Annotated in this window: 21 protein-coding genes and 1 tRNA gene; 14 read left to right on the top strand and 8 right to left on the bottom strand. The window is 64.2% G+C overall.

All coding sequences use genetic code 11. The annotated features are described in order from the left end of the window. The first annotated feature begins 21 nt into the window (after positions 1 to 21). The 4 genes from ribH (at position 22) to R3D65_RS15185 (ending at position 4528) form a co-directional block, all read left to right on the top strand. Positions 22 to 459, top strand: a complete 438-nt coding sequence (gene ribH / locus R3D65_RS15200; protein ID WP_371276109.1) for a 6,7-dimethyl-8-ribityllumazine synthase — start codon at positions 22 to 24, stop codon at positions 457 to 459. A 3-nt stretch (positions 460 to 462) separates the two neighbouring features. Further along, positions 463 to 960: a transcription antitermination factor NusB gene (gene nusB, locus R3D65_RS15195; protein WP_371276108.1), complete on the top strand. Its 498-nt coding sequence runs from the start codon at positions 463 to 465 to the stop codon at positions 958 to 960. Then, on the top strand, positions 957 to 2174 hold the full coding sequence (locus R3D65_RS15190; protein ID WP_371276107.1) for an MFS transporter: 1218 nt from the start codon (positions 957 to 959) through the stop codon (positions 2172 to 2174). The genes nusB and R3D65_RS15190 overlap by 4 nt, the downstream gene beginning before the upstream one ends. Before the next feature lie 215 nt (positions 2175 to 2389). Continuing rightward, on the top strand, positions 2390 to 4528 hold the full coding sequence (locus R3D65_RS15185; RefSeq protein WP_371276106.1) for a sodium-translocating pyrophosphatase: 2139 nt from the start codon (positions 2390 to 2392) through the stop codon (positions 4526 to 4528). Between the two features lie 112 nt (positions 4529 to 4640). Here R3D65_RS15185 and R3D65_RS15180 read toward each other — a convergent pair whose 3' ends face one another. Next, entirely contained in the window at positions 4641 to 5105 is a 465-nt protein-coding gene (locus R3D65_RS15180) for an outer membrane protein assembly factor BamE (RefSeq protein WP_371276469.1), read from the bottom strand. A gap of 182 nt (positions 5106 to 5287) precedes the next feature. Here R3D65_RS15180 and R3D65_RS15175 point away from each other — a divergent pair, with 182 nt between their 5' ends. From R3D65_RS15175 to R3D65_RS15145, 7 genes are all read left to right on the top strand, one after another. Beyond that, positions 5288 to 5842, top strand: a complete 555-nt coding sequence (locus R3D65_RS15175) for a ubiquinol-cytochrome C chaperone family protein (protein WP_371276105.1) — start codon at positions 5288 to 5290, stop codon at positions 5840 to 5842. Further along, positions 5839 to 6393, top strand: a complete 555-nt coding sequence (locus R3D65_RS15170; RefSeq protein ID WP_371276104.1) for a DUF177 domain-containing protein — start codon at positions 5839 to 5841, stop codon at positions 6391 to 6393. Before R3D65_RS15175 ends, R3D65_RS15170 begins: the two co-directional genes overlap by 4 nt. A gap of 118 nt (positions 6394 to 6511) precedes the next feature. Beyond that, positions 6512 to 7573: a phosphate acyltransferase PlsX gene (gene plsX / locus R3D65_RS15165; RefSeq protein ID WP_371276103.1), complete on the top strand. Its 1062-nt coding sequence runs from the start codon at positions 6512 to 6514 to the stop codon at positions 7571 to 7573. Further along, positions 7570 to 8541 (top strand): beta-ketoacyl-ACP synthase III, encoded by a 972-nt coding sequence (locus tag R3D65_RS15160; protein WP_371276102.1) that lies wholly within the window; start codon positions 7570 to 7572, stop codon positions 8539 to 8541. The genes plsX and R3D65_RS15160 overlap by 4 nt, the downstream gene beginning before the upstream one ends. A gap of 120 nt (positions 8542 to 8661) precedes the next feature. Then, positions 8662 to 8979: an integration host factor subunit alpha gene (locus tag R3D65_RS15155; protein ID WP_371276101.1), complete on the top strand. Its 318-nt coding sequence runs from the start codon at positions 8662 to 8664 to the stop codon at positions 8977 to 8979. Between the two features lie 104 nt (positions 8980 to 9083). Continuing rightward, entirely contained in the window at positions 9084 to 9629 is a 546-nt protein-coding gene (locus R3D65_RS15150; RefSeq protein ID WP_371276100.1) for a MerR family transcriptional regulator, read from the top strand. Between the two features lie 47 nt (positions 9630 to 9676). Then, complete coding sequence (locus tag R3D65_RS15145; protein WP_371276099.1) at positions 9677 to 9970, top strand: DUF1330 domain-containing protein; 294 nt, start codon at positions 9677 to 9679, stop codon at positions 9968 to 9970. Positions 9971 to 10050: 80 nt separating this feature from the next. Here R3D65_RS15145 and R3D65_RS15140 read toward each other — a convergent pair. The 5 genes from R3D65_RS15140 to R3D65_RS15120 all read right to left on the bottom strand — a co-directional run bounded on the left by R3D65_RS15140 (position 10051) and on the right by R3D65_RS15120 (position 14803). Continuing rightward, positions 10051 to 10127, bottom strand: a tRNA-Pro gene (locus tag R3D65_RS15140). 65 nt (positions 10128 to 10192) lie between these two features. Then, complete coding sequence (locus R3D65_RS15135) at positions 10193 to 11461, bottom strand: O-antigen ligase family protein (RefSeq protein ID WP_371276098.1); 1269 nt, start codon at positions 11459 to 11461, stop codon at positions 10193 to 10195. Beyond that, the gene (locus tag R3D65_RS15130; protein ID WP_371276468.1) at positions 11458 to 13002 is read right to left on the bottom strand and encodes an undecaprenyl-phosphate glucose phosphotransferase; all 1545 of its coding nucleotides are present in this window, start codon (positions 13000 to 13002) and stop codon (positions 11458 to 11460) included. Before R3D65_RS15130 ends, R3D65_RS15135 begins: the two co-directional genes overlap by 4 nt. Positions 13003 to 13063: 61 nt before the next feature. Further along, complete coding sequence (locus tag R3D65_RS15125; RefSeq protein WP_371276097.1) at positions 13064 to 14215, bottom strand: glycosyltransferase family 4 protein; 1152 nt, start codon at positions 14213 to 14215, stop codon at positions 13064 to 13066. A gap of 21 nt (positions 14216 to 14236) precedes the next feature. Beyond that, positions 14237 to 14803 carry a polysaccharide biosynthesis/export family protein gene (locus R3D65_RS15120; protein WP_371276096.1) on the bottom strand — a complete coding sequence of 189 codons (567 nt, stop codon included), beginning with the start codon at positions 14801 to 14803 and terminating at the stop codon, positions 14237 to 14239. A gap of 213 nt (positions 14804 to 15016) precedes the next feature. Between R3D65_RS15120 and R3D65_RS15115 the strand changes: the two genes are divergently transcribed. Beyond that, entirely contained in the window at positions 15017 to 17245 is a 2229-nt protein-coding gene (locus R3D65_RS15115; RefSeq protein WP_371276095.1) for an exopolysaccharide transport family protein, read from the top strand. A 59-nt stretch (positions 17246 to 17304) separates the two neighbouring features. On the opposite strand, the gene R3D65_RS15110 is transcribed toward R3D65_RS15115, so the two are convergent. Next, the gene (locus R3D65_RS15110; RefSeq protein ID WP_371276094.1) at positions 17305 to 18483 is read right to left on the bottom strand and encodes a GNAT family N-acetyltransferase; all 1179 of its coding nucleotides are present in this window, start codon (positions 18481 to 18483) and stop codon (positions 17305 to 17307) included. A gap of 80 nt (positions 18484 to 18563) precedes the next feature. Here R3D65_RS15110 and R3D65_RS15105 point away from each other — a divergent pair, with 80 nt between their 5' ends. Continuing rightward, positions 18564 to 19622: a polysaccharide deacetylase family protein gene (locus R3D65_RS15105; RefSeq protein ID WP_371276093.1), complete on the top strand. Its 1059-nt coding sequence runs from the start codon at positions 18564 to 18566 to the stop codon at positions 19620 to 19622. A 4-nt stretch (positions 19623 to 19626) separates the two neighbouring features. Here the strand turns inward: R3D65_RS15105 and R3D65_RS15100 are convergent, their stop codons facing one another. Beyond that, a complete protein-coding gene (locus R3D65_RS15100; protein ID WP_371276092.1) occupies positions 19627 to 19839 on the bottom strand; it encodes a DUF2842 domain-containing protein in 213 nt (70 codons plus the stop codon). 167 nt (positions 19840 to 20006) lie between these two features. On the opposite strand from R3D65_RS15100, the gene R3D65_RS15095 reads away from it, so the two are divergent. Continuing rightward, positions 20007 to 21113: a COX15/CtaA family protein gene (locus R3D65_RS15095; protein ID WP_371276091.1), complete on the top strand. Its 1107-nt coding sequence runs from the start codon at positions 20007 to 20009 to the stop codon at positions 21111 to 21113. The last annotated feature ends 59 nt before the right edge of the window (positions 21114 to 21172 follow it).

The raw sequence follows: 21172 nt of genomic DNA, 5'->3' as shown, positions 1-21172 counted from the left end.
CCCTGTTGGAGCTCCCGGTCCATGGCGAAAGCCCCCCATCTCCTCGTTGTCGAGGCCCGTTTCTACGATGAACTGTCCGATGCCTTGCTGGAAGGCGCCACCGCAGCCCTCGAAGCGGCCGGTGCGACCTGGGATGTCGTGACGGTCATGGGTGCCCTGGAAGTGCCCGGTGCCATCGCGCTCGCAGCCAAGGGCAAGAAGACCTATGACGGCTACGTCGCGCTCGGTGTCGTCATCCGGGGCGAGACCTACCATTTCGACATCGTCGCCAATGAATCCTGCCGCGCCATCATGGACCTGACCGTCGACAAGCGTCTGGCCATCGGCAACGGCATCCTGACCACCGAGAACGGTGACCAGGCCTGGGCGCGGGCGCGCAAGTCCGAGTCCGACAAGGGCGGTTTCGCCGCCCGTGCCGCGCTCGCCATGATCGACCTGAAAAAGACGTTCGGAGCCTGAACCGTGACTGACGAAAACGGCAAGCCGCAACGCGAGACCAAACCTGCCAACAAGCGCGGCGCTGCCCGCCTTGCCGCCGTGCAGGCCCTTTACCAGATGGATGTGACCGGCGTCGGCCTGCTGGAAATCGCCTCGGAATACGAGAGTTTCCGGCTTGGCAAGGAAGTCGACGGCGATCTCTACCGCGATGCCGACCCGCAATGGTTCCGCATGATCATTGCCGGGGTGGTGGACAACCAGCGCCAGATCGATCCGGTGATTCACCAGAGCCTGCCCGAGAGCTGGCCTCTTTCGCGGGTGGATTCCACGCTGCGCGCCATCCTGCGCGCCGGTGTCTTTGAACTGATGAAGAAGCAGGATGTGCCGATCGCGGTGATCGTCACCGAATATGTCGATATCGCCAAGGCCTTCTACGAGGCCGAGGAACCCGGCCTCGTCAATGCGGTGCTCGACCGGGTTGCCGGGCGGGTGCGCACGGACACGAAAGGCAGGGCGAGATGACGACTGCACTCGAGCGGGAAGCCCGCCGGACGGCGCTGATCCTGGCCGCGGCGCAATCGGTTGTCGGGGCGGCGGCGCCGGTTGCCATCTCGATGGGCGCGTTGACCGGCGTCTACCTGCTCGGCCCCGACAAGTCGCTCGCCACCGCTCCGGTCACCGGCTACAATCTCGGCGTGGCGCTGGGCGCGCTGCCGGCAGCGGCACTCATGCGCGCGGTCGGCCGCCGCTACGGGTTCATGTCGGGCGCATCCATCACCGCGCTTGGCGGCGCGCTGGCCGCGCTGGCCATTTTCCAGGGGTCTTTCTGGGCCTTCGCCGCTTGTCTCGTTCTCGTGGGCCTCGGCGGCTCCTTCGTGCAGCAATACCGCTTCGCAGCCGCCGACAACGCGCCGCATGCCTTCAAGCCGAAAGCCATTTCCTGGGTGCTGGGCGGAGGGGTGTTCGCTGCCATCATCGGCCCTCAAATGGTGATCTTCACGCGTGATGCGTTTGCGCCGGTGAGCTTTGCCGGCGCCTATGCCGGCATCATCGCACTGGGCCTGCTCGGCGTCCTCGTGCTCTCCTTGCTGCGCCTTCCCCGCGATCAGGTGAGCGACCCGACCGTGCTTGAGGACGCTCCGGCCCGGCCGCTGTCCGTCATCATGCGCCAGCCGCGCTTTGCCGTCGCGCTGGTTTGCGCCATCGGGTCCTATGCCCTGATGAGCTTCGTGATGACCGGCGCACCGCTGGCCATGGTGGGATGCGGCTTCACGCCGGACGAGGCCACGCTCGGCATTTCCTGGCATGTGATGGCCATGTTCGCGCCCTCTTTCTTCACAGGCCGGCTGATTGCCCGCTTCGGCAAGGAAACGATCGTGGCCACCGGCATGGTGCTGCTGATCGGCTGCGCCATCGTGGCCCTGTCCGGCATCGCGCTCTGGCAGTTCTGGCTGGCGCTGATCCTTCTGGGTGTCGGCTGGAATTTCGGCTTCATCGGCGCCACGGCCATGGTGGCGGAAACCTATACCGCCGCCGAGAAGAACAAGGTCCAGGGCGCCCATGACTTCATGCTCTTCGGCACCGTTGCCTTCGCGTCGCTGATGTCCGGCCAGGTCTACAATGCCGGTGGTTGGGACATGCTCAACTGGATCATCTTCCCCGTTGTGCTGTTCTGCCTCGTGGCCCTTGGTTTCCTGCTCGTCCTGCGTGAACGCGGCGGCGAAGCGATCTCCTGACAGCAGTCCTTGCCATGCAAGGCGAAAAAGGTGAGTGCCGCCCGCATTTCGTGAGGAAAGCGGGGCATAGCGTCTTTTTGCGTTCTTGACGCGCCTTGAGGCGAAACGCATGATCCGCCCCGGTCCCGCGGAGCCAGGCCTGTCCTGGCCCGGGAAATTGTCACGGGCCGGCTTCGGGGGTCTCGCAGGCCGGCCATGAGGAGGAAGTTCTTTCAATGACCATGCTTTACCTTGTCATCGCATGCGGACTCCTGTCCGTTGTTTATGCGATCTGGGCAACCCAGTCGGTGATGGCCGCCGACCAGGGCAATGCCCGCATGCAGGAGATCGCTGGCTATGTGCGTGAGGGTGCACAGGCCTATCTCACCCGTCAGTATACGACCATCGCCATCGTCGGTGCGGTCGTTTTCGTCCTGGCCTGGCTTCTGTTGTCCGGCACGGCGGCCATCGGTTTCCTGATCGGCGCCATCCTGTCCGGCGCGGCCGGCTTCATCGGCATGCACGTGTCCGTTCGCGCCAATGTGCGCACGGCGCAGGCCTCGGCCAATTCGCTGGCCGGCGGCCTCGACATCGCCTTCAAGTCGGGCGCCATCACGGGCATGCTGGTTGCCGGCCTCGCCCTGCTCGGCGTCTCTGTCTATTACTGGATCCTGGTCGGCCCGATGGGCTATGCCTCCGGCGACCGCACGGTCATTGACGCCCTTGTCGCACTCGGTTTCGGCGCCTCGCTCATCTCCATCTTCGCCCGTCTGGGCGGCGGCATCTTCACCAAGGGCGCCGACGTCGGCGGCGACCTCGTGGGCAAGGTCGAAGCCGGTATTCCGGAAGACGATCCGCGCAACCCTGCCACCATCGCCGACAATGTGGGCGACAATGTCGGCGACTGCGCCGGCATGGCTGCCGACCTGTTCGAGACCTATGCGGTGACGGTCGTCGCCACCATGGTGCTCGGCGCCATCTTCTTTGCCGGCAGCGAGGTCCTCTCCTCGGTGATGATCTATCCGCTGCTGATCTGCGCCATGTCGATCATCACATCCATCATCGGCACCTTCTTCGTGAAGCTGGGCGCCAACGGCTCGATCATGGGCGCGCTCTACAAGGGCCTGATTGTCACCGGCCTGCTGTCCATCGTCGGCCTTGGCATCGCCAACCAGTTTTCCATCGGCTGGGGTGACCTGACCACGACCAATGGCGCGGTGCTCAACGGCACCAACCTGTTCATCTGCGGCATCATCGGCCTCATCGTCACGGCGCTGATCGTGGTGATCACGGAATACTATACGGGCACCAACAAACGCCCGGTCAATTCCATCTCCCAGGCCTCGGTCACCGGCCACGGCACCAACGTCATCCAGGGCCTTGCCATCTCGCTGGAATCGACGGCCCTGCCGGCCATCGTCATCGTCGGCGGCATCATCGCCACCTTCCAGCTTGGCGGCCTGTTCGGCACCGGCATCGCGGTCACCGCCATGCTCGGCATTGCCGGCATGATCGTGGCTCTCGATGCTTTCGGCCCGGTCACCGACAATGCCGGCGGCATCGCCGAAATGTCAGACCTGCCGCCGGAGGTTCGCCAGACCACCGACGCGCTGGATGCCGTCGGCAATACCACCAAGGCCGTTACCAAGGGCTACGCCATCGGCTCGGCCGGTCTCGGCGCGCTGGTGCTCTTCGCGGCCTATTCCTACGACCTGCAGTTCTTCACGCAGAATGCGGAACAGTATCCGTACTTCGCCGATATCGGCCAGGTCTCGTTCGAACTGTCCAATCCCTATGTCGTTGCCGGCCTGATCTTCGGCGGTCTCATCCCCTACCTGTTCGGCGGCATTGCCATGACGGCGGTGGGCCGCGCCGGCGGTGCGGTTGTCGAGGAAGTGCGCAGGCAGTTCCGCGAGAAGCCGGGCATCATGGAAGGCAAGGAAAAACCGGATTACGGCCGTGCCGTCGACATGCTCACCCGTGCGGCGATCAAGGAAATGATCATCCCGTCGCTGCTTCCGGTGCTGGCGCCGCTGGTGGTCTATTTCGGCGTGCTGCTGATCTCCGGTTCCAAGGCATCCGCCTTCGCCGCGCTCGGTGCCTCGCTGCTCGGCGTGATCGTCAACGGCCTGTTCGTCGCCATCTCCATGACCTCGGGCGGCGGCGCCTGGGACAATGCCAAGAAGTCCTTCGAGGACGGCTTTGTCGACAAGGATGGCGTCAAGCACGTCAAGGGTTCGGAAGCCCACAAGGCCTCCGTCACCGGCGACACGGTGGGCGATCCCTACAAGGACACCGCCGGTCCGGCCGTCAACCCAGCCATCAAGATCACCAACATCATGGCCCTGCTTCTGCTCGCCGTCCTGGCGCACTGAACAGGCCTATCCGGTTGAAAAACGAAACCCCGCGGAGCGATCCGCGGGGTTTCTTCATTTGCGAAACGGAAACAGACCGCGGCAATGTGGTTCGCCGCAGGAAATCCGCCGGTCAGGTTCCCGGCAGGCGGGCTGGGGCCCGGCCAAGCCCGGTCAGCATCTGGCCGATGAACGAGGTCTCGCGGCTGGCGACCGGCGTCGTCCGTGACATGAAGTCGAACACCTTGCCGTCCTGCAGGCCGTAATTGGCGATACTCGCCACGCGTCCGTCCTCACCGAAGAAGATGGTGAGGATGCGCTGATCCACAAGGCGCGGCTTCATGAAGGCAACCGGGCGCTGGCGCTTCTGCGAAATGTAGTAGAACACCTCGTTCTCGAAGGTCGAGGTGGTCGAGGGCGTGCCCAGTGCCAGCAGCACCTGCTCGCGCGACGATCCCACCGGCACCAGTTCGAGCGCCTGCTCATCCATCACGTAACCCTGTGTCAGGGTCTCGGAAGGCGAAAGGGTCTGGCTTGCATTGCAGCCCGCCAGGACGGCCAGCGAAGCCACGCCTGCGGCCACCAGGGCCGCGCGCATGGGCGGAAGGGTCTTGAATTCACAGGAACGCAACGCAATCTCCTTCGTTGGGCCCGCAAGGTGAAATCTGGCGGACGGGGCGCTTCACTTGCTTGCGCCCGTGTCGAAACTCGGTAAACCAGCTTGCGCGCCGATGCAACCGGCCCGCTCGGCCAGACCGGGCCAATCAGGAGAGCAAGCCCATGTTCGCAAGCCTGTTCAGCCGCAAGGCCAGGGCCAATCACGATCTGACGGACGGCCTTTACGGGCAAATCGTGGCAGCCGCGCGGCAGCCGCGATTTTATGCGCAATGGGATGTGCCCGACACGCCGCTAGGCCGGTTCGAGATGATCGGCCTGCACATGTTTCTGTTCCTGCGGCGGGTGCGCGGGCGCGGAGAAACGCTCGATGCGGTGGCGCAGGACGTCACCGACATCTTCTTCAAGGAGGTTGACCACTCGCTGCGCGAGCTGGGCATCGGCGACACTTCGGTTCCCAAGCGCATGAAGAAGCTGGCCCGGATGTATTTCGGCCGTCTCGATGCCTATGAGAAAGCGCTCGGCGAGGGCGATGCCGCGGCGCTGGCAATGGCGCTTCAGCGCAACGTCCGCCCCGAGGCAGCCGAATGGCCGCAGGCAGGCGAACTGGCCCGCTACGTCCTGGCCGCCGAAGCGGCGCTGGCCGCCGAAAGCGATGAAACCCTATTGTCCGGACAGGTGATTTTTCCCGATCCCGCTCAACTGGAGGCGAACCGATGATTTCCACTGGTCCCAGAAGCCCCGTTTCCTTCGCCGTCCATGTCGCGCGCCTTCCCGAAAAGGGCCTGCCGGTTTCCTTTGCCGCCGATGAGGAAAGCCGCGCCGCCCTGGCACGGGATCACGACCTGGAGGAAGTCCGCGCCTTTTCCTTCGATCTTCTGGTGACGCGATGGAAGAAGGATGGCGTGAAGGTGACCGGCAAGGTGACGGCCGATATCGTGCAGCTTTGCGTGGTGACGCTGGAGCCGCTGGAAAACCGGGTGGAAGCCAAAATCGAGGCGCTTTTCGTTCCTGAAGGGTCGAGCCTTGCCCGACCGTACGACCCATCCGGCGAAATCCTCGTCGATGCCGAGGGCGAGGATGCGCCGGAACCGTTTTCCGGTGATTCGGTGGATGTCGGTGCGGTGGCCGAAGAGCATTTCGAACTGGCCATCGATCCCTATCCGCGCAAGCCCGATGCCCGGCTGCCCAGGGACGTGGAGCCGCAACCGGAAGACAAGCCAAACCCCTTTGCCAGGTTGGCCGCCCTCAAGGATGGGGGCAAGCAATGAATTCCGCCGAGGTCTAAAAAGCACCTGTGCCCATTGTGCGGGCGCCCAAAACCGCTATTTTCGCCGGACTTGCAAGACCGGCCCGCGAGAGGCCGGATCGTGACGGGAAAGAGAACGCGTGATTCGCATTTCAATCGATGCCATGGGCGGCGATTTCGGGCCGTCGGTCGTTCTGCCCGGGCTGGAGCATGTGCTTGAGCGCCGCAGCGACGTGACCTTTTTGCTGTTCGGCCGGGAGGAGGCGATCCGCCCGGTGCTGGACGGGCTTGAGCGCCTGAAGAAGAACGCCGAGGTCTTTCACTGCGAAGTCTCGGTTGCCATGGACGACAAGCCAAGCCAGGCGCTGCGCAACGGCCGCTGGAAATCGTCCATGTGGCGCGCCATCGAGGCGGTCAAGAAGGGCGAGGCGGATGTCTGTGTCTCCGCCGGCAATACCGGCGCCCTGATGGCCATGTCCAAGTTCTGCCTGCGCACCATGGCCAATATCGAGAGGCCGGCCATCGCCGCCATCTGGCCGACCGCGCGCTCCGAAAGCGTGGTGCTGGATGTCGGTGCCACGATTGGCGCCGACGCCCAGCAATTGACCGATTTCGCCATTCTCGGCGCCGCCATGGCGCGGGCGCTCTTCGGCGTCGAGCGCCCCACGGTGGGCCTGCTCAATGTCGGGGTGGAGGAGATCAAGGGGCAGGAGGAAGTGCGCGAGGCCGGGCGCATGCTGCGCGACGCCGGCCTGCCCTCCATGTCCTACCATGGCTTCGTGGAAGGCGACGATATCGGCAAGGGGACGACGGATGTCGTGGTCACCGAGGGCTTTTCCGGCAATATCGCGCTCAAGACCGCCGAGGGCACGGCCAAGCAGATTGCCGGCTATCTGCGCGCGGCCATGCAGCGCACCTTCATGGCCCGCCTCGGCTATGTCCTGGCGCGCGGCGCCTTTTCCTACCTGCGCGAGAAGATGGATGTGCGCAAGGCCAATGGCGGCGTGTTCCTCGGCCTGAACGGCATTGTCGTCAAGAGCCATGGCGGAACCGATGCGGAAGGTTTTGCCGCTGCCGTCGAACTCGGCTACGACATGGTCCGAAACCGGCTGATCGAACAGATCGGGCGAGATCTGGAGCGGTTCCATGCCGGTGCTGCCATCAAAGCGGGCCAGACGGCCGCGACAGGGGAAAGTGAATGATTCGCTCGGTGATTCTTGGCGCGGGCTCTGCCTTGCCGCGCCGCGTCATGGCCAATACCGATTTCGAGAACATCGTCGAAACCTCGGATGAGTGGATCGTGCAGCGCACCGGCATTCGCCGGCGCCATATCGCTTCCGAGGATGAGACCACGGCCTCGCTGGGTGAGGCGGCCGCCCGCGCCGCGCTGGAGGCCGCCGGCCTGGAGCCCGGCGACATCGACCTCATCGTGCTGGCAACCTCGACCCCGAATCACACCTTTCCCGCCACGTCGGTGGAAATCCAGGAACGCCTCGGCATTCGCCATGGCTATGCCTTCGACTTGCAGGCGGTGTGCTCCGGCTTCGTCTACGCCATCAGCACTGCCGACCTGCATCTGCGCGGCGGCATGGCCAGGCGCGCGCTCGTCATCGGCTCGGAAACCTTCTCGCGCATTCTCGACTGGAACGACCGCACGACCTGTGTGCTTTTCGGCGATGGCGCCGGCGCCGTCGTGCTGGAAGCCAATGAAGGCACCGGTACGATTGCCGACCGCGGCATTCTGGCCGCGTCGCTGCGCTCCGACGGCTGCCACAAGGACAAGCTCTATGTCGATGGCGGCGTCTCGACCACGGGCACGATCGGTCATCTGCGCATGCAGGGCAGGGAAGTGTTCAAGCACGCCGTGGGCATGATCACCGACGTGATCGAGGATGTCTTCGGCCAGGCCGGTATCACCGCTGCGGACATCGACTGGTTCGTGCCGCATCAGGCCAACAAGCGCATCATCGATGCTTCGGCAAGGAAGCTCGGCATAGCCGAGGAAAAGACGGTCATCACCGTCGACCATCATGGCAATACATCGGCGGCCTCGGTGCCGCTGGCACTGACCGAAGCCATCGGCGACGGCCGCATCAGGCAAGGTGACCTTGTGCTTCTGGAAGCCATGGGCGGGGGCTTCACCTGGGGCGCGGTCCTGGTGCGGATGTAGGCGAAAACGCTTTTGCTGCTTGCATTTGCGAGCCAATCAAATGGCAATGCACCTTGACCTCGGCTGCAAGTCGTGAGTAGGTTTCAGGCTATCAGGGAGAGGACGGGCTGGAAGCGGCGCATGAGCGGGAAAACAATTACTCGCGCTGATCTGGCGGAGGCAGTCTACCGGAAGGTGGGATTGTCCCGCACGGAATCGGCCCAATTGGTTGAGATGGTCCTTGACGAGATCTGCGACGCCATCGTGCGTGGTGAGACCGTGAAGCTTTCGTCATTTGCCACGTTTCAGGTGCGTTCGAAGAACGAACGCATCGGGCGCAATCCCAAGACCGGCGAGGAAGTGCCCATCCTTCCGCGCAAGGTCATGACGTTCAAGGCTTCCAACGTCCTCAAGAGCAAGATCATCCAGGCTCACAAGCTGGCGCGCGGCAAGGAGTGAGCCGCATGCGCCCTGCGCGTGCTTGCATCGGGCTTCCGACAGGGGTCTGATGGAAAAGCATGATTCGTTGGCGGCGCCTGCCGCCCAGGGGGAGAGCCGACGCGATGGAAAAGAGCCCGGACGCCTTCAGGACCATTTCGGAAGTGGCCGAGGAACTCGACCTTCCGCAGCACGTCCTGCGCTTTTGGGAAACCCGGTTCAACCAGATCAGGCCGATGAAGCGCGGCGGCGGCCGGCGCTATTACCGGCCGCAGGATGTGGAACTGATCAAGGGCATCCGCCATCTGCTCTACGATCAGGGCTACACGATCAAGGGTGTGCAGCGGCTCATCAAGGAAAACGGCGTCCCGTTCGTGGTGGCGCTCGGCACGGGAGACGTGTCCGCCATCGAGGCGATCGCCCAGAAGAAGCAGGCGGAGCTGGAGGCTCACAAGCCTCATCCCGCGCCCGAAGGCCCGGTTGACGAGGACAAGCTTGTCGGTCAGGCGCGGCCCAAGCAGCCCCGCCGCTTTTTCGGAATGGGCCGGCCGGACGACGAAGGGCCGGTCGAAGCCGGCGCCGGCAAGCTTTCCAAGGACAATCGCGCCCTTCTGCAGGAAGCGTTGTTCGATCTGCTGGAGTGCAAGCGCCTTCTGGATCAGGTCCGTTGAGGCCGCCGGAAGGCTGACAGGAAGCCCGGAACGGGGAGGACGAACCCATGGCAGCCTTCATCATCGCCGATGTGGATATCCGCGACGCGGAAGCCTACAAGGAGTATCTTCCCAAGGCCAGGGCGCTGGCCGAGAAGCATGGCGGACGCTACCGCGCCCGCGGCGGCGAACTGGATGTGGTGGACAGCGAATTGTGGACACCGACACGCCTTGTCATCATCGAGTTTCCCGACATGCAAAGCGCCCAGGCCTTCGCCCGCTCCGACGATTACGCGCCGGTGGCGGCGATCCGCCATGCCAATTCGAAAAGCACGGTGGTGATTGTCGACGGCATCGACTGAAGCGCCTGCGCCGATGCCTTCGTGGCCAGGGTGATCCTGGCCTCCGGCTTGCATTGGTTTCAAAAGACGTCCCGGAAAAATGGTCGGAGCGGCGGGATTCGAACCCACGACCCCTTGACCCCCAGTCAAGTGCGCTACCGGGCTGCGCTACGCTCCGACGGTTGGCCTTCTAGCTGGCAACGCGCCCGCTGGCAACCGGAATAATCACGCGGGCAGCGCATTTCACGTCTGGCCGGATGCCAGGGCCGGATGCGTGCGGCCTGCCGCACGGGCCGTTTGAACCCTGTGTTCCAGTGCAATGACGCCCCAGACCATGCCGAGCAGAATGTAGAAGTGGCGCCAATGGTCGATGTCGATCACGGTGCCGAGCAGGATGTGGCCGAGAAAGGCGACATAGGCGGTCATGAAGAAGGGCTGCCACGGACGAGGCCGGAACAGGATGCGCAGACCCGCGCCAAGGGTCCAGACGACGAGCAGGAAGAACGAGCAGAAGCCCAGCCAGCCATAGTCCATCAGGGCCTTGAGCCAGATGTTGTGCGTGTCCTCGCCGAAAATCAGGCCGAAATTGAGCGGGCCGATGCCGAGCGGCTTCTCCGTCGCCATGATGAAGCCGATGATATGGCGCGCAAACCGGCCGAGCCGCGCGCCGTCATAGTCCTGTACCAGGCGGGCTCGTGTTTCGAAGAGCGCCGCGACTGAAGGGATCTGGAGAGCGATCAGGATCGCCACGACCAGCAGCAGGACCGCCACGGCGGCCATGATGGCGATCCGCAGCCGGAAACGCGTGGACCGGTTCTGGATGACCATCAGGCCGACCAGCAGCACGATGCCGAGACCGTAGAGGCCCCACGCCCCGCGCGAGAAGGAAAGGAAGACGCCGAGCGTGATGAGCAGCAGCGGAACGGCGACGCGCGCCATGTCGTGCAGCCGTCCGGATATGAGCCGGTAGACGAGATAGAAGGCGGGCGCCGCCAGATAGGGCCCGAACACGTTCGGATCCTCGAAGGCCCCGGCCGCGCGGGTATAGCGCGTGAAGATTTCAGCACCGGGAAAGAGATGGAAATAGCCGAGAATGCCCAGCAGCGAGGTTGCCGCCGCGCCGGTCGCCCAGGCGATGAAGATCGGCTTGAAATAGTGCGGCCGGCGCTCCAGCACCGCGGCAAAGAAGATCGCCGTAAAGCCGAGGAAGAGGGAGACGGCGAGGTAAAGCGGCGTATCCCTGAGTTCCGCCATGGTCAGCATCGACAGGAACCCGCCAATGTTGAACGTGATCAGCAGGATGACCAGCGGCATGATGCTGCGCGAGAACGTGAAGGCGCCGGCGAGCGCCCAGATCGGCATCAGCGCTGCCATGTAGAGCTCGTAGGGTGCCGGTTCCCGGATCACGAAACCGGCAAGCATCGGGGCGATGGCCACCGAGAACGTGGCGGCCATGCCGGCGAGCCTGGCATGGACAACGGCCCGGGGTATGTCCTGTGCGACCGCGCTCAATAGGCGTTTTCCGTTTTCAGAAGCCGGATCGGTGTGAGGAAAAGGATCTTGAGATCGAACAGCAGCGACCAGTTCTCGATATAGTAGAGATCGAACTCGGTGCGCCGCTGGATCTTCTCGTCATTGTCCACCTCGCCGCGCCATCCGTTGATCTGCGCCCAGCCGGTCACGCCGGGCTTGACGCGGTGGCGGGCGAAATAGCCATCCACGACTTCGTTGAACAACAGGTTGTGCGCCTGAGCGGCAACCGCATGCGGGCGCGGCCCCACCAGCGAGAGCGATCCGAAGAGCGAATTGAAGAATTGCGGCAACTCGTCCAGCGATGTCTTGCGGATGAAGCGGCCGACCCTTGTGACGCGTGGGTCGTTCTTGGTGACGGCCTTTTTCGCGGTCGGGTCGCACATGTCGGCATACATCGAGCGGAACTTGTAGACCTCGATGATCTCGTTGTTGAAACCGTGCCGCTTCTGCCTGAACAGGACCGGCCCCTTGCTTTCCAGCTTGATGGCGATGGCCACCGCCGCCATGATCGGCGCGAAGGCGATGACCGCGAAGGCGGAAAAGACGATGTCGAAGATCCGCTTGGCGACCGAATCCCAATCGGTGATCGGCTTGTCGAAAATGTCGAGCATCGGCACGTTGCCGACATAGGAATAAGAGCGCGGGCGGAATTGCAGCATGTTCGTATGGGCCGACAGGCGAATATCGACCGGCAGCACCCACAGCTTCTTCAGCATGGTCAGCACCCGCCGCTCGGCTGTCAGCGGCAGCGCCACGATCATCATGTCGATGCGGGCGATGCGCGCGAATTCCAGCAGGTCGTCGATATTGCCGAGCTTGGGATAGCCGGCAACGATCGGCGGCGAGCGGCTGTCGTCGCGGTCATCGAAAATGCCGCAGATCCGCACGTCGTTGTAGGGCGAGCGCTCGATGGAGCGGATCAGCTTCTCGGCTTCCTTGCCGCCGCCCACGATCACCGCGCGCCGTTCCATGCGCCCGTTGCGCGACCAGCGGATGACGAGACGGGAAATGAACAGACGCAGCACGATGATGCCGCCGAGACCCGTCAGGGCCCAGCCGGCAAACCAGACGCGCGAGAAATCGGCCGAGTTCTTCAGGAAAACCGATGCCAGCGCCATCAGGGCGAAGGCCCCGGCATAGGCGATGACGGAGCGCCCGAAGCGCAGGAAGGGCCGCCGCAGCCGAGTGATGCGATAGCCTTCGGCGAACTCGAACGCCATAACGGTGAGGATCGAGCCGAAGAATATGGTCGGCGAATAGACTGCCGCGCTTGCCGGCGAAATCCCGACATAGTGGAAGAAGACCACGAAGCCCGCGATACTCATGACGGAGAATTCCAGCAGGCGCACAATGCCGCTGATCATGCCCGGAGACAGGGAATCGTCGCGATATTGCGCCGCCACCGTCTTGGCCATCGCATTGAGCGCACGTTTCTTTTCCGCCTGCTCCTCGTCCGGCTGCGCCTTGAACGCACGCACCGTCTCGGGTGAAAACGTGTCTTTCGGATCGATCTTGTTCATCATGGTCCCGCAAACCCGGCAAGGCCTTCAATTCGACGGGCCGCAGGTTAACAGGCGGGTGCTAAGAAACCCTTGCGCCGGACGAAAGGATGTCCCGGTAGACCGCGATCACCTGTCGGGCCATCGTCTGCGCTGAAAAGCGGGCCTTGAGACTGTCGAGGCCGGGCATGGCGGCGTGGAAACCCGCCTCGTCGTCCAGCGCGGCCTGCATGACATCCGCCAGCTTGTCCGCATCCGGCACGGTGAGGGCTGGCGAGCCCGAACCGAGGATTTCCGGAATGCCGCCGACCCGGCTGGCGATCATGATCTTGCCGGCGGCCAGCGTTTCCAGAACGGTGTAGGGCAGGGCCTCGGCCCGCGAGGACAGGACCATGATGCGCCCGAGGCGGAAGGCCTCGCGCGCCGGCATCGGCATGTGAAACCGGATCCGGTCCTGTGCCCCGGCGGCCCGCACGCGCTCCACCAGCATCGTCCGGTCCTCGCCGTCACCGACAATGACGGCCGTGGCGGGCGAACCATCCACCCGTTTTACCTTCAGGACCGCGTCCAGGAACAGGTCCGGCCCCTTGAGCAGCCGCAACATGCCCATGAAGAGAAAGTCCGCGGCATCGGGGGCGGCCGTCACGGGCTCGAACTCCTCGGGCGTCAGCCCGTTGTAGATCAGTTCCGATCGGCAATGTGGCGTGCCGACCTTGGTCAGGAAGGTTTGCCGCTCATGCTCCGACACGAACAGGATGCAGTCGCTGACGCGCGAAAGCTGCTTTTCCAGCGCGAAGAAGAACCGCCCGGTATTCGTGTCCGGGTCGTAGTGCAGGCTTCCGCCATGCGGTGAATAGAGGCGGGCCACGCGAGACCTTGAAACCCGCAGAAGTGAGCCGAAAACGCGGGCGTAGACGCCGCCCTTGGCGCCGTGCCCGTGCAGCACGTCCGGCTTCAATCCGTTGATAAGCTTGTATGTCCTGGCGGCGGCGGTGATGTCGCCAAGCCCGATATGGCGTTGCATCGCGGTTCGCTGCACGCCCAGCGCCAATTCCGGCTCCAGTGCTTCGAGCATGCGGTTTTCGAATTCGCCGCCCGTCGTTGAATCGCAGATGATGCCGACCCTGTGGCCTTCTGCCTGTTGTGCGTGCGCCAGATCGCGGACATGCCGGAAAATGCCGCCCACCGGAGAGCGAAAGCAGTGGACGATGTTCAGCGGCCGCATGTCGGTCATGAAACGGTTCCGGCCCCGCCGTCAGAAGAAGCGTTCGCGCACATAGACGGTATCGCCGGGCAGCAGCGGGTCGGACAGCATGACGCGCCCGGTCATCACCTTGCCGTTGATGGTTCGCGTGACATCGACACTGCCCTGGCTGGCGCGCGCCGAAAAGCCGCCGGCCAGCGCCACGGCCTTTTGCACGGTCAGGCCCGGCACATAGGAATATTGCCCGGCCGCGCCCACTTCGCCCATCACGAAGATGGGCCGGTAGCGATCGACCTCGACCGATACGTCGGGATCGCGGATGAAGCCCTGCCGCAGCGCCTGTGCCAGCGCGATTTCCAGTTCCGCCACCGTATGGCCGCGGGCCGGAACCTGCCCGATGAGCGGGAAGGCGATATGGCCCGACTGGTCGATGGAGTAGGTGTTGGTCAGTCCGTCCTGTTCGAACACGGTCACGCGGACGCGGTCGCCCGCATCCAGCCTGTAGGGCTGGTAGAGCGCCTTGTGAAAGGCTGGCGGCGTCGGCTTGTAGGCCGAGCATCCGGCCATGCCGGCGAGGGCCAGGGAAACGGCTGTAATGGTGAATACGCGACGGTTCATCAACGCTGACCTTTGTGAATCGGCAGGTTCGCCCGGACACGCACCTGCATTCGTCAACGTCGTTTATCTGTTGTTAGGGTTAATAGCCGGTAAAGCTGCCGCGACTTCATCGGGACGCGGCGCGGAAACACAAATGCGGAAAGCTTCGGGAATTAACTACAGCTAAACCAAACCTGTTTACCATGATCGCCATGTAGTATTCGGAGTAGAAGCATGTCAGGCGTGAATGGAACGGCTCAGGATGTGGATATCGACTTCCCGGCGCTCATGGCGGGCCTGTGGCGCAGGAAGCTGTTGATCCTTGCTGTCGCCATCCTGGCCATGGTTGGCGCCTACGGCATTTCGCTCATGCTCAGCCCCAAATACATGGCCGAGACCCGCATTCTCATTGAAACGCGCGAATCCGTCTATACCCGTCCGAACATCGAAAACGGCAGGAACGATGCACTGGACCAGGAAAGCGTCCAGTCACAGGTTGAACTGATCGCCTCAACCGCCCTTCTTTCCGACGTCGCGCGCGATCTGGGTCTGGCCAGCCGCGATGAATTCAGCGGCAGCGGTTCGCTTTCCATTCCCTTCATTTCCCAGCCTTCGCGCGGAACCATCGATGAGCGCGTTCTGAAGAACATGCGCGAACGGCTCAAGGTCTATCGCACCGAAGGCACGCGCGTCATCGTCATCCAGTTCTCTTCCAGGGATCCGGAACTGGCCGCCGGTGTGCCCAATGCCATTGCCGATGCCTATATGGAGCTTCAACGCAAGGCGCGTCTTGAGACGGACACCACCGCGACCGAATGGCTGGCGCCCGAGATCGCGGAACTGCGCGACCGCGTGAAACAGGCCGAGAGCCGGGTGGCGGAATACCGTGCGGCCAATGACATTCCGGTTGGCCAGAACAACGCGGCGCTGGCCACGCAGCAATTGTCCGAGATTTCCACGGAACTGTCGCGGGTGCGCGCCGGCCGCGCGGCGGCCGAAGCCCGTGCCCGGTCGATCGAGCAGGCACTCGCCTCGGGCGGTGCCATCGAGGCAATCCCGGAAGTGCAGACATCCGGCCTGATCCAGCGCCTGGTCGAAAAGAAGGTCGATCTGCGCGCCGAGATCGCCGATCTGGCCACCACGCTCCTCGACAATCATCCGCGCATCAAGTCGCTGCGCTCGCAACTCGGCCAGCTCGATTCCCAGATACGCGCCGAGGCCGACAAGGTTCTGGCCGGCTTGAGGACGGAAGCCGAGACCGCCCGGCTGCGCGAGAGCGAACTGGCCGCTGACGTCAACCGCCTCAAGGCGGAATCGGCGCGCGTGTCGGAAGGCGAGGTGGAACTGCGCGCCCTGGAGCGCGAAGCCGCCGCCCAGCGCGACCTGCTTGAATCCTATCTGGTGCGTTTCCGCGAAGCCAAGTCGCGCAAGGAAGCCGCCTACAGCCCGGTCAATGCGCGCATCTTCTCCCGCGCCATCGTGCCCGGCGATCCCTATTTCCCGAAGAAGGTGCCCATCGTCGGGGCGGCCTTTGCCGGCACGCTCCTGCTGATGACCGTCTTCACGCTGCTGGCGGAACTCTTCTCCGGACGCGCCATGCGCGCGGTCTCGGGAACGCCCGTGCCGGCAACGGAAATCGCCATGCCCGCCGTGGCGCGGCAACCGGACGAGGAAAAACCAGCGCCGGCCACGAAGCCCGCACCGGCCGCAAGTCAGGCCGGCGCGAATGATGCGGCACCCGCCCTGTCGGCCACTGCGGCGACCGCCGCAGCCGCGCACGCCGCCGAAAAGGCGCTTTCCGCAGCCGACATGCGCGCCACGGCCGCCGCGGCCCGGCAAGCCCGCAAGGCAGCGGCGGAAAAAGCCGCTCATCCCGGCATGAACGGCGAGGACCTGGCCGTCCGGCTGGTGGAAACCGGTGCCGCGCGCGCCGTTTTCGTCTCGCCGGAAGGAGAGGCGGCAGCGGCCTCGGCCATCATGACCGCCCGTGCGCTGGCCGATTCGGGCCTGCGCATCATCCTGCTGGACCTCACCGCCGACAGCGCCGCCTCCCGTCCCATGCTCGAACGCAACGCCCGTCCGGGCATCACCGACCTGTTGACCGGAAGCGCGTCCTTTTCCGAGATCATCCACGGCGACCATTTCTCGGATTGCCATGTGATTCCGACCGGAACCGGCGATCCGGACCGGGTCGCCCGCTCCATCGAGCGCCTGCCGATCATCCTGGATGCCCTCGGCCAGGTCTACGACATGATTGTCATGGAATGCGGCCCTGCCGATGCCGAAGGCGTGGCGCGGGTCTGCAATGCCACCGCGGAAGTCGTGCTCAGCGTCATCGATCCGCAGGCGCCGGAAGTCATCGCCGCCGTCGACGACCTGGTATCGGCAGGCCACGAGAACCTGCTGGTCGGACGGGCAGACATCGAGAGCCTGCCGCCCCGCACCGGCCGCAGCGCGGCCTGAGCGCCTCCGCCCCGCCACGGGCGCTGGCGGGTGCATGCGCGGGGCCCTGCCGACAGGCTTCAGCTTTCGTTCGTGGCAGCCCGCAGCTTGCGCAGCGACTTGTAGGCGGCCCAGAGCGGCGGCGTGTTCTTGATCTGGCGTTTCAGCGAAGTGGTGCCGTTGCGCATCGCGGCCATGATCCTGCCCCGTGCATTGAGCGCAATGAGCGTGTCGCGCTGGACCGTCTCGATATCGCACCAAAGGCGTTTGTAGGGCTCGTCACCGACGGAAAAATCGTAGATCAGGAAGCCCCGTTCGCAGGCCCAGCGAATGCATTCGAAAAACAGGTAGTCGCCTGGGCTCGTGTTCTCCGCCCGGTCGGGGCGGAAAGCCGAGAATTCGCAGATCATCCGTTTCCCGCACAGGCTGGAACCCGTGATGGCGCGGATGCTGCCACCGACCTCGAGTGCATGGAGAACGAATGCGGTCTCGTCCTGCGCCGCTTCCTCCGCATACAAACGGTGAAAGAAGGCCCTGACGTCGGCATCGGCAAAGACATCGTCAATCCCCAGGGCGGCGAACCGCTGCGCCTTGAGCTCGAAAAACGTGTCGAGCAGGCGCCGCGCGGTTTCCCTGTCCGTGGCGGTTTGAACGGCGATGTCGCCCTGTTCACGGAATTTACGTTCGTTCGTGCGGTGCTTCTTGCGCTTGCGCTTGCCGGAGTGGCGCTGCAACGTCTCGTCGAATCCGCCGGACAGGTCCACGGCCAGTGCGACATTCGGGCTTGCTCCGGAGGCGGGAAGCACCAGGGGGTTTGCGCGGCCGGCCATGTCCGGCTGAAGCCGGGGCAGGGCGGCGAGCGCGATGTCGGGCCGCGCCTGCGAAAGCGCGCCGGCCAGCATGCGCGTCAGGTCTTCGGGGGCGGGAAATTCCGCATCCCGCACCAGCGCGGGAAAGCATCCGTTGGCATGGCGTCCGCCCACCGGCGTCGCGACACGGCCAAGTCCCTCGTCAACCACTTCCAGGGGCAGGCGCATGATCTCCCTGTCGCCGTTCGAGAGCGACAGGAAGATGATGTCGCCGTTCACGTGGGCGGCCCAGCCAGCCACCCAGGCCGGATGCTGGGCAGGTCCGCAAAGGGCTTGCCGGCAGAAGGCGGCATGGCGCCGGTGCGCCACCGGCCCCGCCTCCACCCGCATGCCGAAACCCGGCTTCACGCCGGCAGGCGCATGAGCGACGCCAAGCGCAACATCAACCATCCTTCAATCCTTCGGTGCTATCCAGACCGGACAACCTGCCTGCAACCATGCCCATCTGGGTACCCGAAAAAGGTGAAGGAATGATCGACAGGGGCGAGGTGATCCGCAAGGTGATCCTCAACAGCGTCAGATGGACAGGCCTGTCGCGCGTTTATCGCGCCATGAAGCCCTGTGCCGGCGCGATCCTGATGTTGCATCGGGTAACCTCGGCGTCCACATCGCCCCTTGGCTTCAACCGTCACCTTTCCATAGCGCCGGATTTCCTCGACCGGCTGATTGGTGGGCTGAAGGCGGACGGATACCGCTTCGTGACCATGGACGAGATGGCCGCGCGCCTGAAGCGAGGCGATCTGGAAGGCTGCCCGCTGGCGCTGACGGCCGACGATGCCTATCGCGACAATCTCACCGAGGCGCTGCCGGTGCTGGAGCGTCACGGAGCACCCGTCACGGTCTATGCCGCGCCGGCCCAGATCAGCCGCCGCGTGGCGCTCTGGTGGATGGTCCTGGAGCAGATCATCGCCCGGCGCGACGGCTTCTATGCTCCGGTTGGCGGCGAAGCGGTGCATTTCGACTGTTCGACCACTTCCGCCAAACGCCGCACGTTCATCGAACTGGAAAACTGGCTGACCAGTGATGTGGCCGAAGAGGACCAGGACAGCCTGATCCGCGATCTGGCCGCCGCCTCCGGTCTCGATGCCATGAAGCCGGGTGATGACGTGTTGATGAACTGGCGCGAGTTGCGCCGCTTTGCCGCTCATCCCCTGGTCACCATCGGCGCCCATACGGTTCACCACTACAATCTGCGGCGTCTCGATGCGGAAGCGGCGTTTTCCGAATTGCTCGACGCCGCCGACATTCTTGAGAACGAGCTTGGCACCCGCCCGCGCCACATGGCCTTTCCCTACGGCTATCAGGCGGCAGTGGGGCCAAGGGAGGCGGACCTTGCGCGTAAGGCCGGTTTCATCACGGCCGTGACCACGCGTCACGGGCTGCTGGAGGCTGGCCACCGGGCGCATTTGCAGGCCCTGCCGCGCATCTCGGTCAACGGGCGTTACCAGTCGGTGCCCTATATCCGCACGATGCTGACCGGGATCACCACGCCGCTGGCCAATCGCGGCAAGCGGCTGGTGACGGTCTGACGGTTCAGCGCTTGCGCGGCGGCCTGTTCATCCAGCTGATGATGAACATGGCGGGCACCACCCAGAGCATTCCGGTGAACAGGAAATAGGCGAGATGAACCAGCGGGCCGGATTCGCCCAGCCGCGCCACGGCCACCGTCGTCGCCACCAGCGCATAGATGATGACCAGCAGGACGAGCAGAACGGTGCCGACGAGTTTCTTCAGGCGGACGGGCATGGCATGTCTTCCGGCGATTGTCTCGGCTGTTCTCTATTGGAAACCACCGGCAAAGGAAACCGCCTGTCTGGCGTGACAGCCTGTCGCGTGTTCCGGCCACTTGAAAGCCTGCCGGCTTTGGGTCAGTTAGGGGCGGCATTTCATGTGACAGGGGTATTGATACGCCGATGACCGACGCAGCCGTGGCCGTTTCTCCTTCGCAGCGCCCGTATGAAACCATGGACCGGCAGGCGCGCAACCGCGTGGCGGTGCGCCGCTGGCTTTACATCGTTCTCCTGTGGCTGCTGGCGCTCGTGGTCGTTGGCGGCGCCACGCGCCTCACCGATTCCGGCCTGTCCATCACCGAGTGGAAGCCCATTCACGGCATCATTCCGCCCCTGTCGGAAGCCGAATGGCAGGAAGAACTGGCGAAATACCGCCAGATTCCCGAATATCAGCAGATCAACAAGGGCATGAGCCTGGAAGAGTTCAAGTTCATTTTCTGGTGGGAATGGAGCCATCGTTTCCTTGCCCGCATGGTCGGCTTCCTGTTCGCGGTGCCGCTCGCCTTCTTCTGGCTGACAGGACGGCTTGAGCAACGCCTCAAGCCCCGGCTTCTGGGCCTGCTGGCGCTGGGCGGGCTGCAAGGCGCCGTTGGCTGGTGGATGGTGGCATCGGGTCTCACCGAACGCACGGATGTGTCGCAATACCGCCTGGCCATTCATCTGACGCTGGCCTCCACCATCTTTGCCGCCATCATGTATGTGGCCCGGGGGCTGGCTGTCCACAGCGGCGACCGGGTGTCCGCCGCCACGCGGACGGGTGCTGGCTGGATGGTGCTGTTCGTGCTGGTCCAGATCTATCTGGGCGCGCTGGTTGCCGGCCTCGATGCCGGCTTTGCCTACAACACCTGGCCGCTCATGGACGGCGCGCTGGTGCCGGGCGGCCTCTGGCTGCAGGAGCCATGGTGGATCAATGCCTTCGAGAACCCGAAGACCGTGCAGTTCATCCATCGCCTCGGCGCCTATGTCGTTCTGGCGGCTGCCCTCGTTCACATGTTGCGCACGATGAAGCGCGATGGCGCAACCACGCATGCGCGCCGTGCTGCCCTGCTTGCCGGGCTGGTGGTGCTCCAGGCGGTTTTCGGCATCGTCACGCTTCTCATGCAGGTGCCCCTGTTCTGGGGGCTGGTCCATCAGGCAACGGCGCTGACCGTGCTGGGCTTCGCGGTGGCGCATTGGCGCGGCACGATCGGCAGCTATGCGCCCGAGACGAAGATCGTCGTCCGGCATTGACGGCAGCTCGCCCGGCCCTGCTGCCGGACCCGGTCAGGAACCTGCCTGCGGGCCTGCCT

The organism is Zhengella sp. (assembly GCF_041397485.1).
GTDB lineage: Bacteria > Pseudomonadota > Alphaproteobacteria > Rhizobiales > Rhizobiaceae > Zhengella.
Note: the sequence above shows the minus strand (reverse complement) of the source record. Positions and strands in the feature narration are given on the sequence as shown.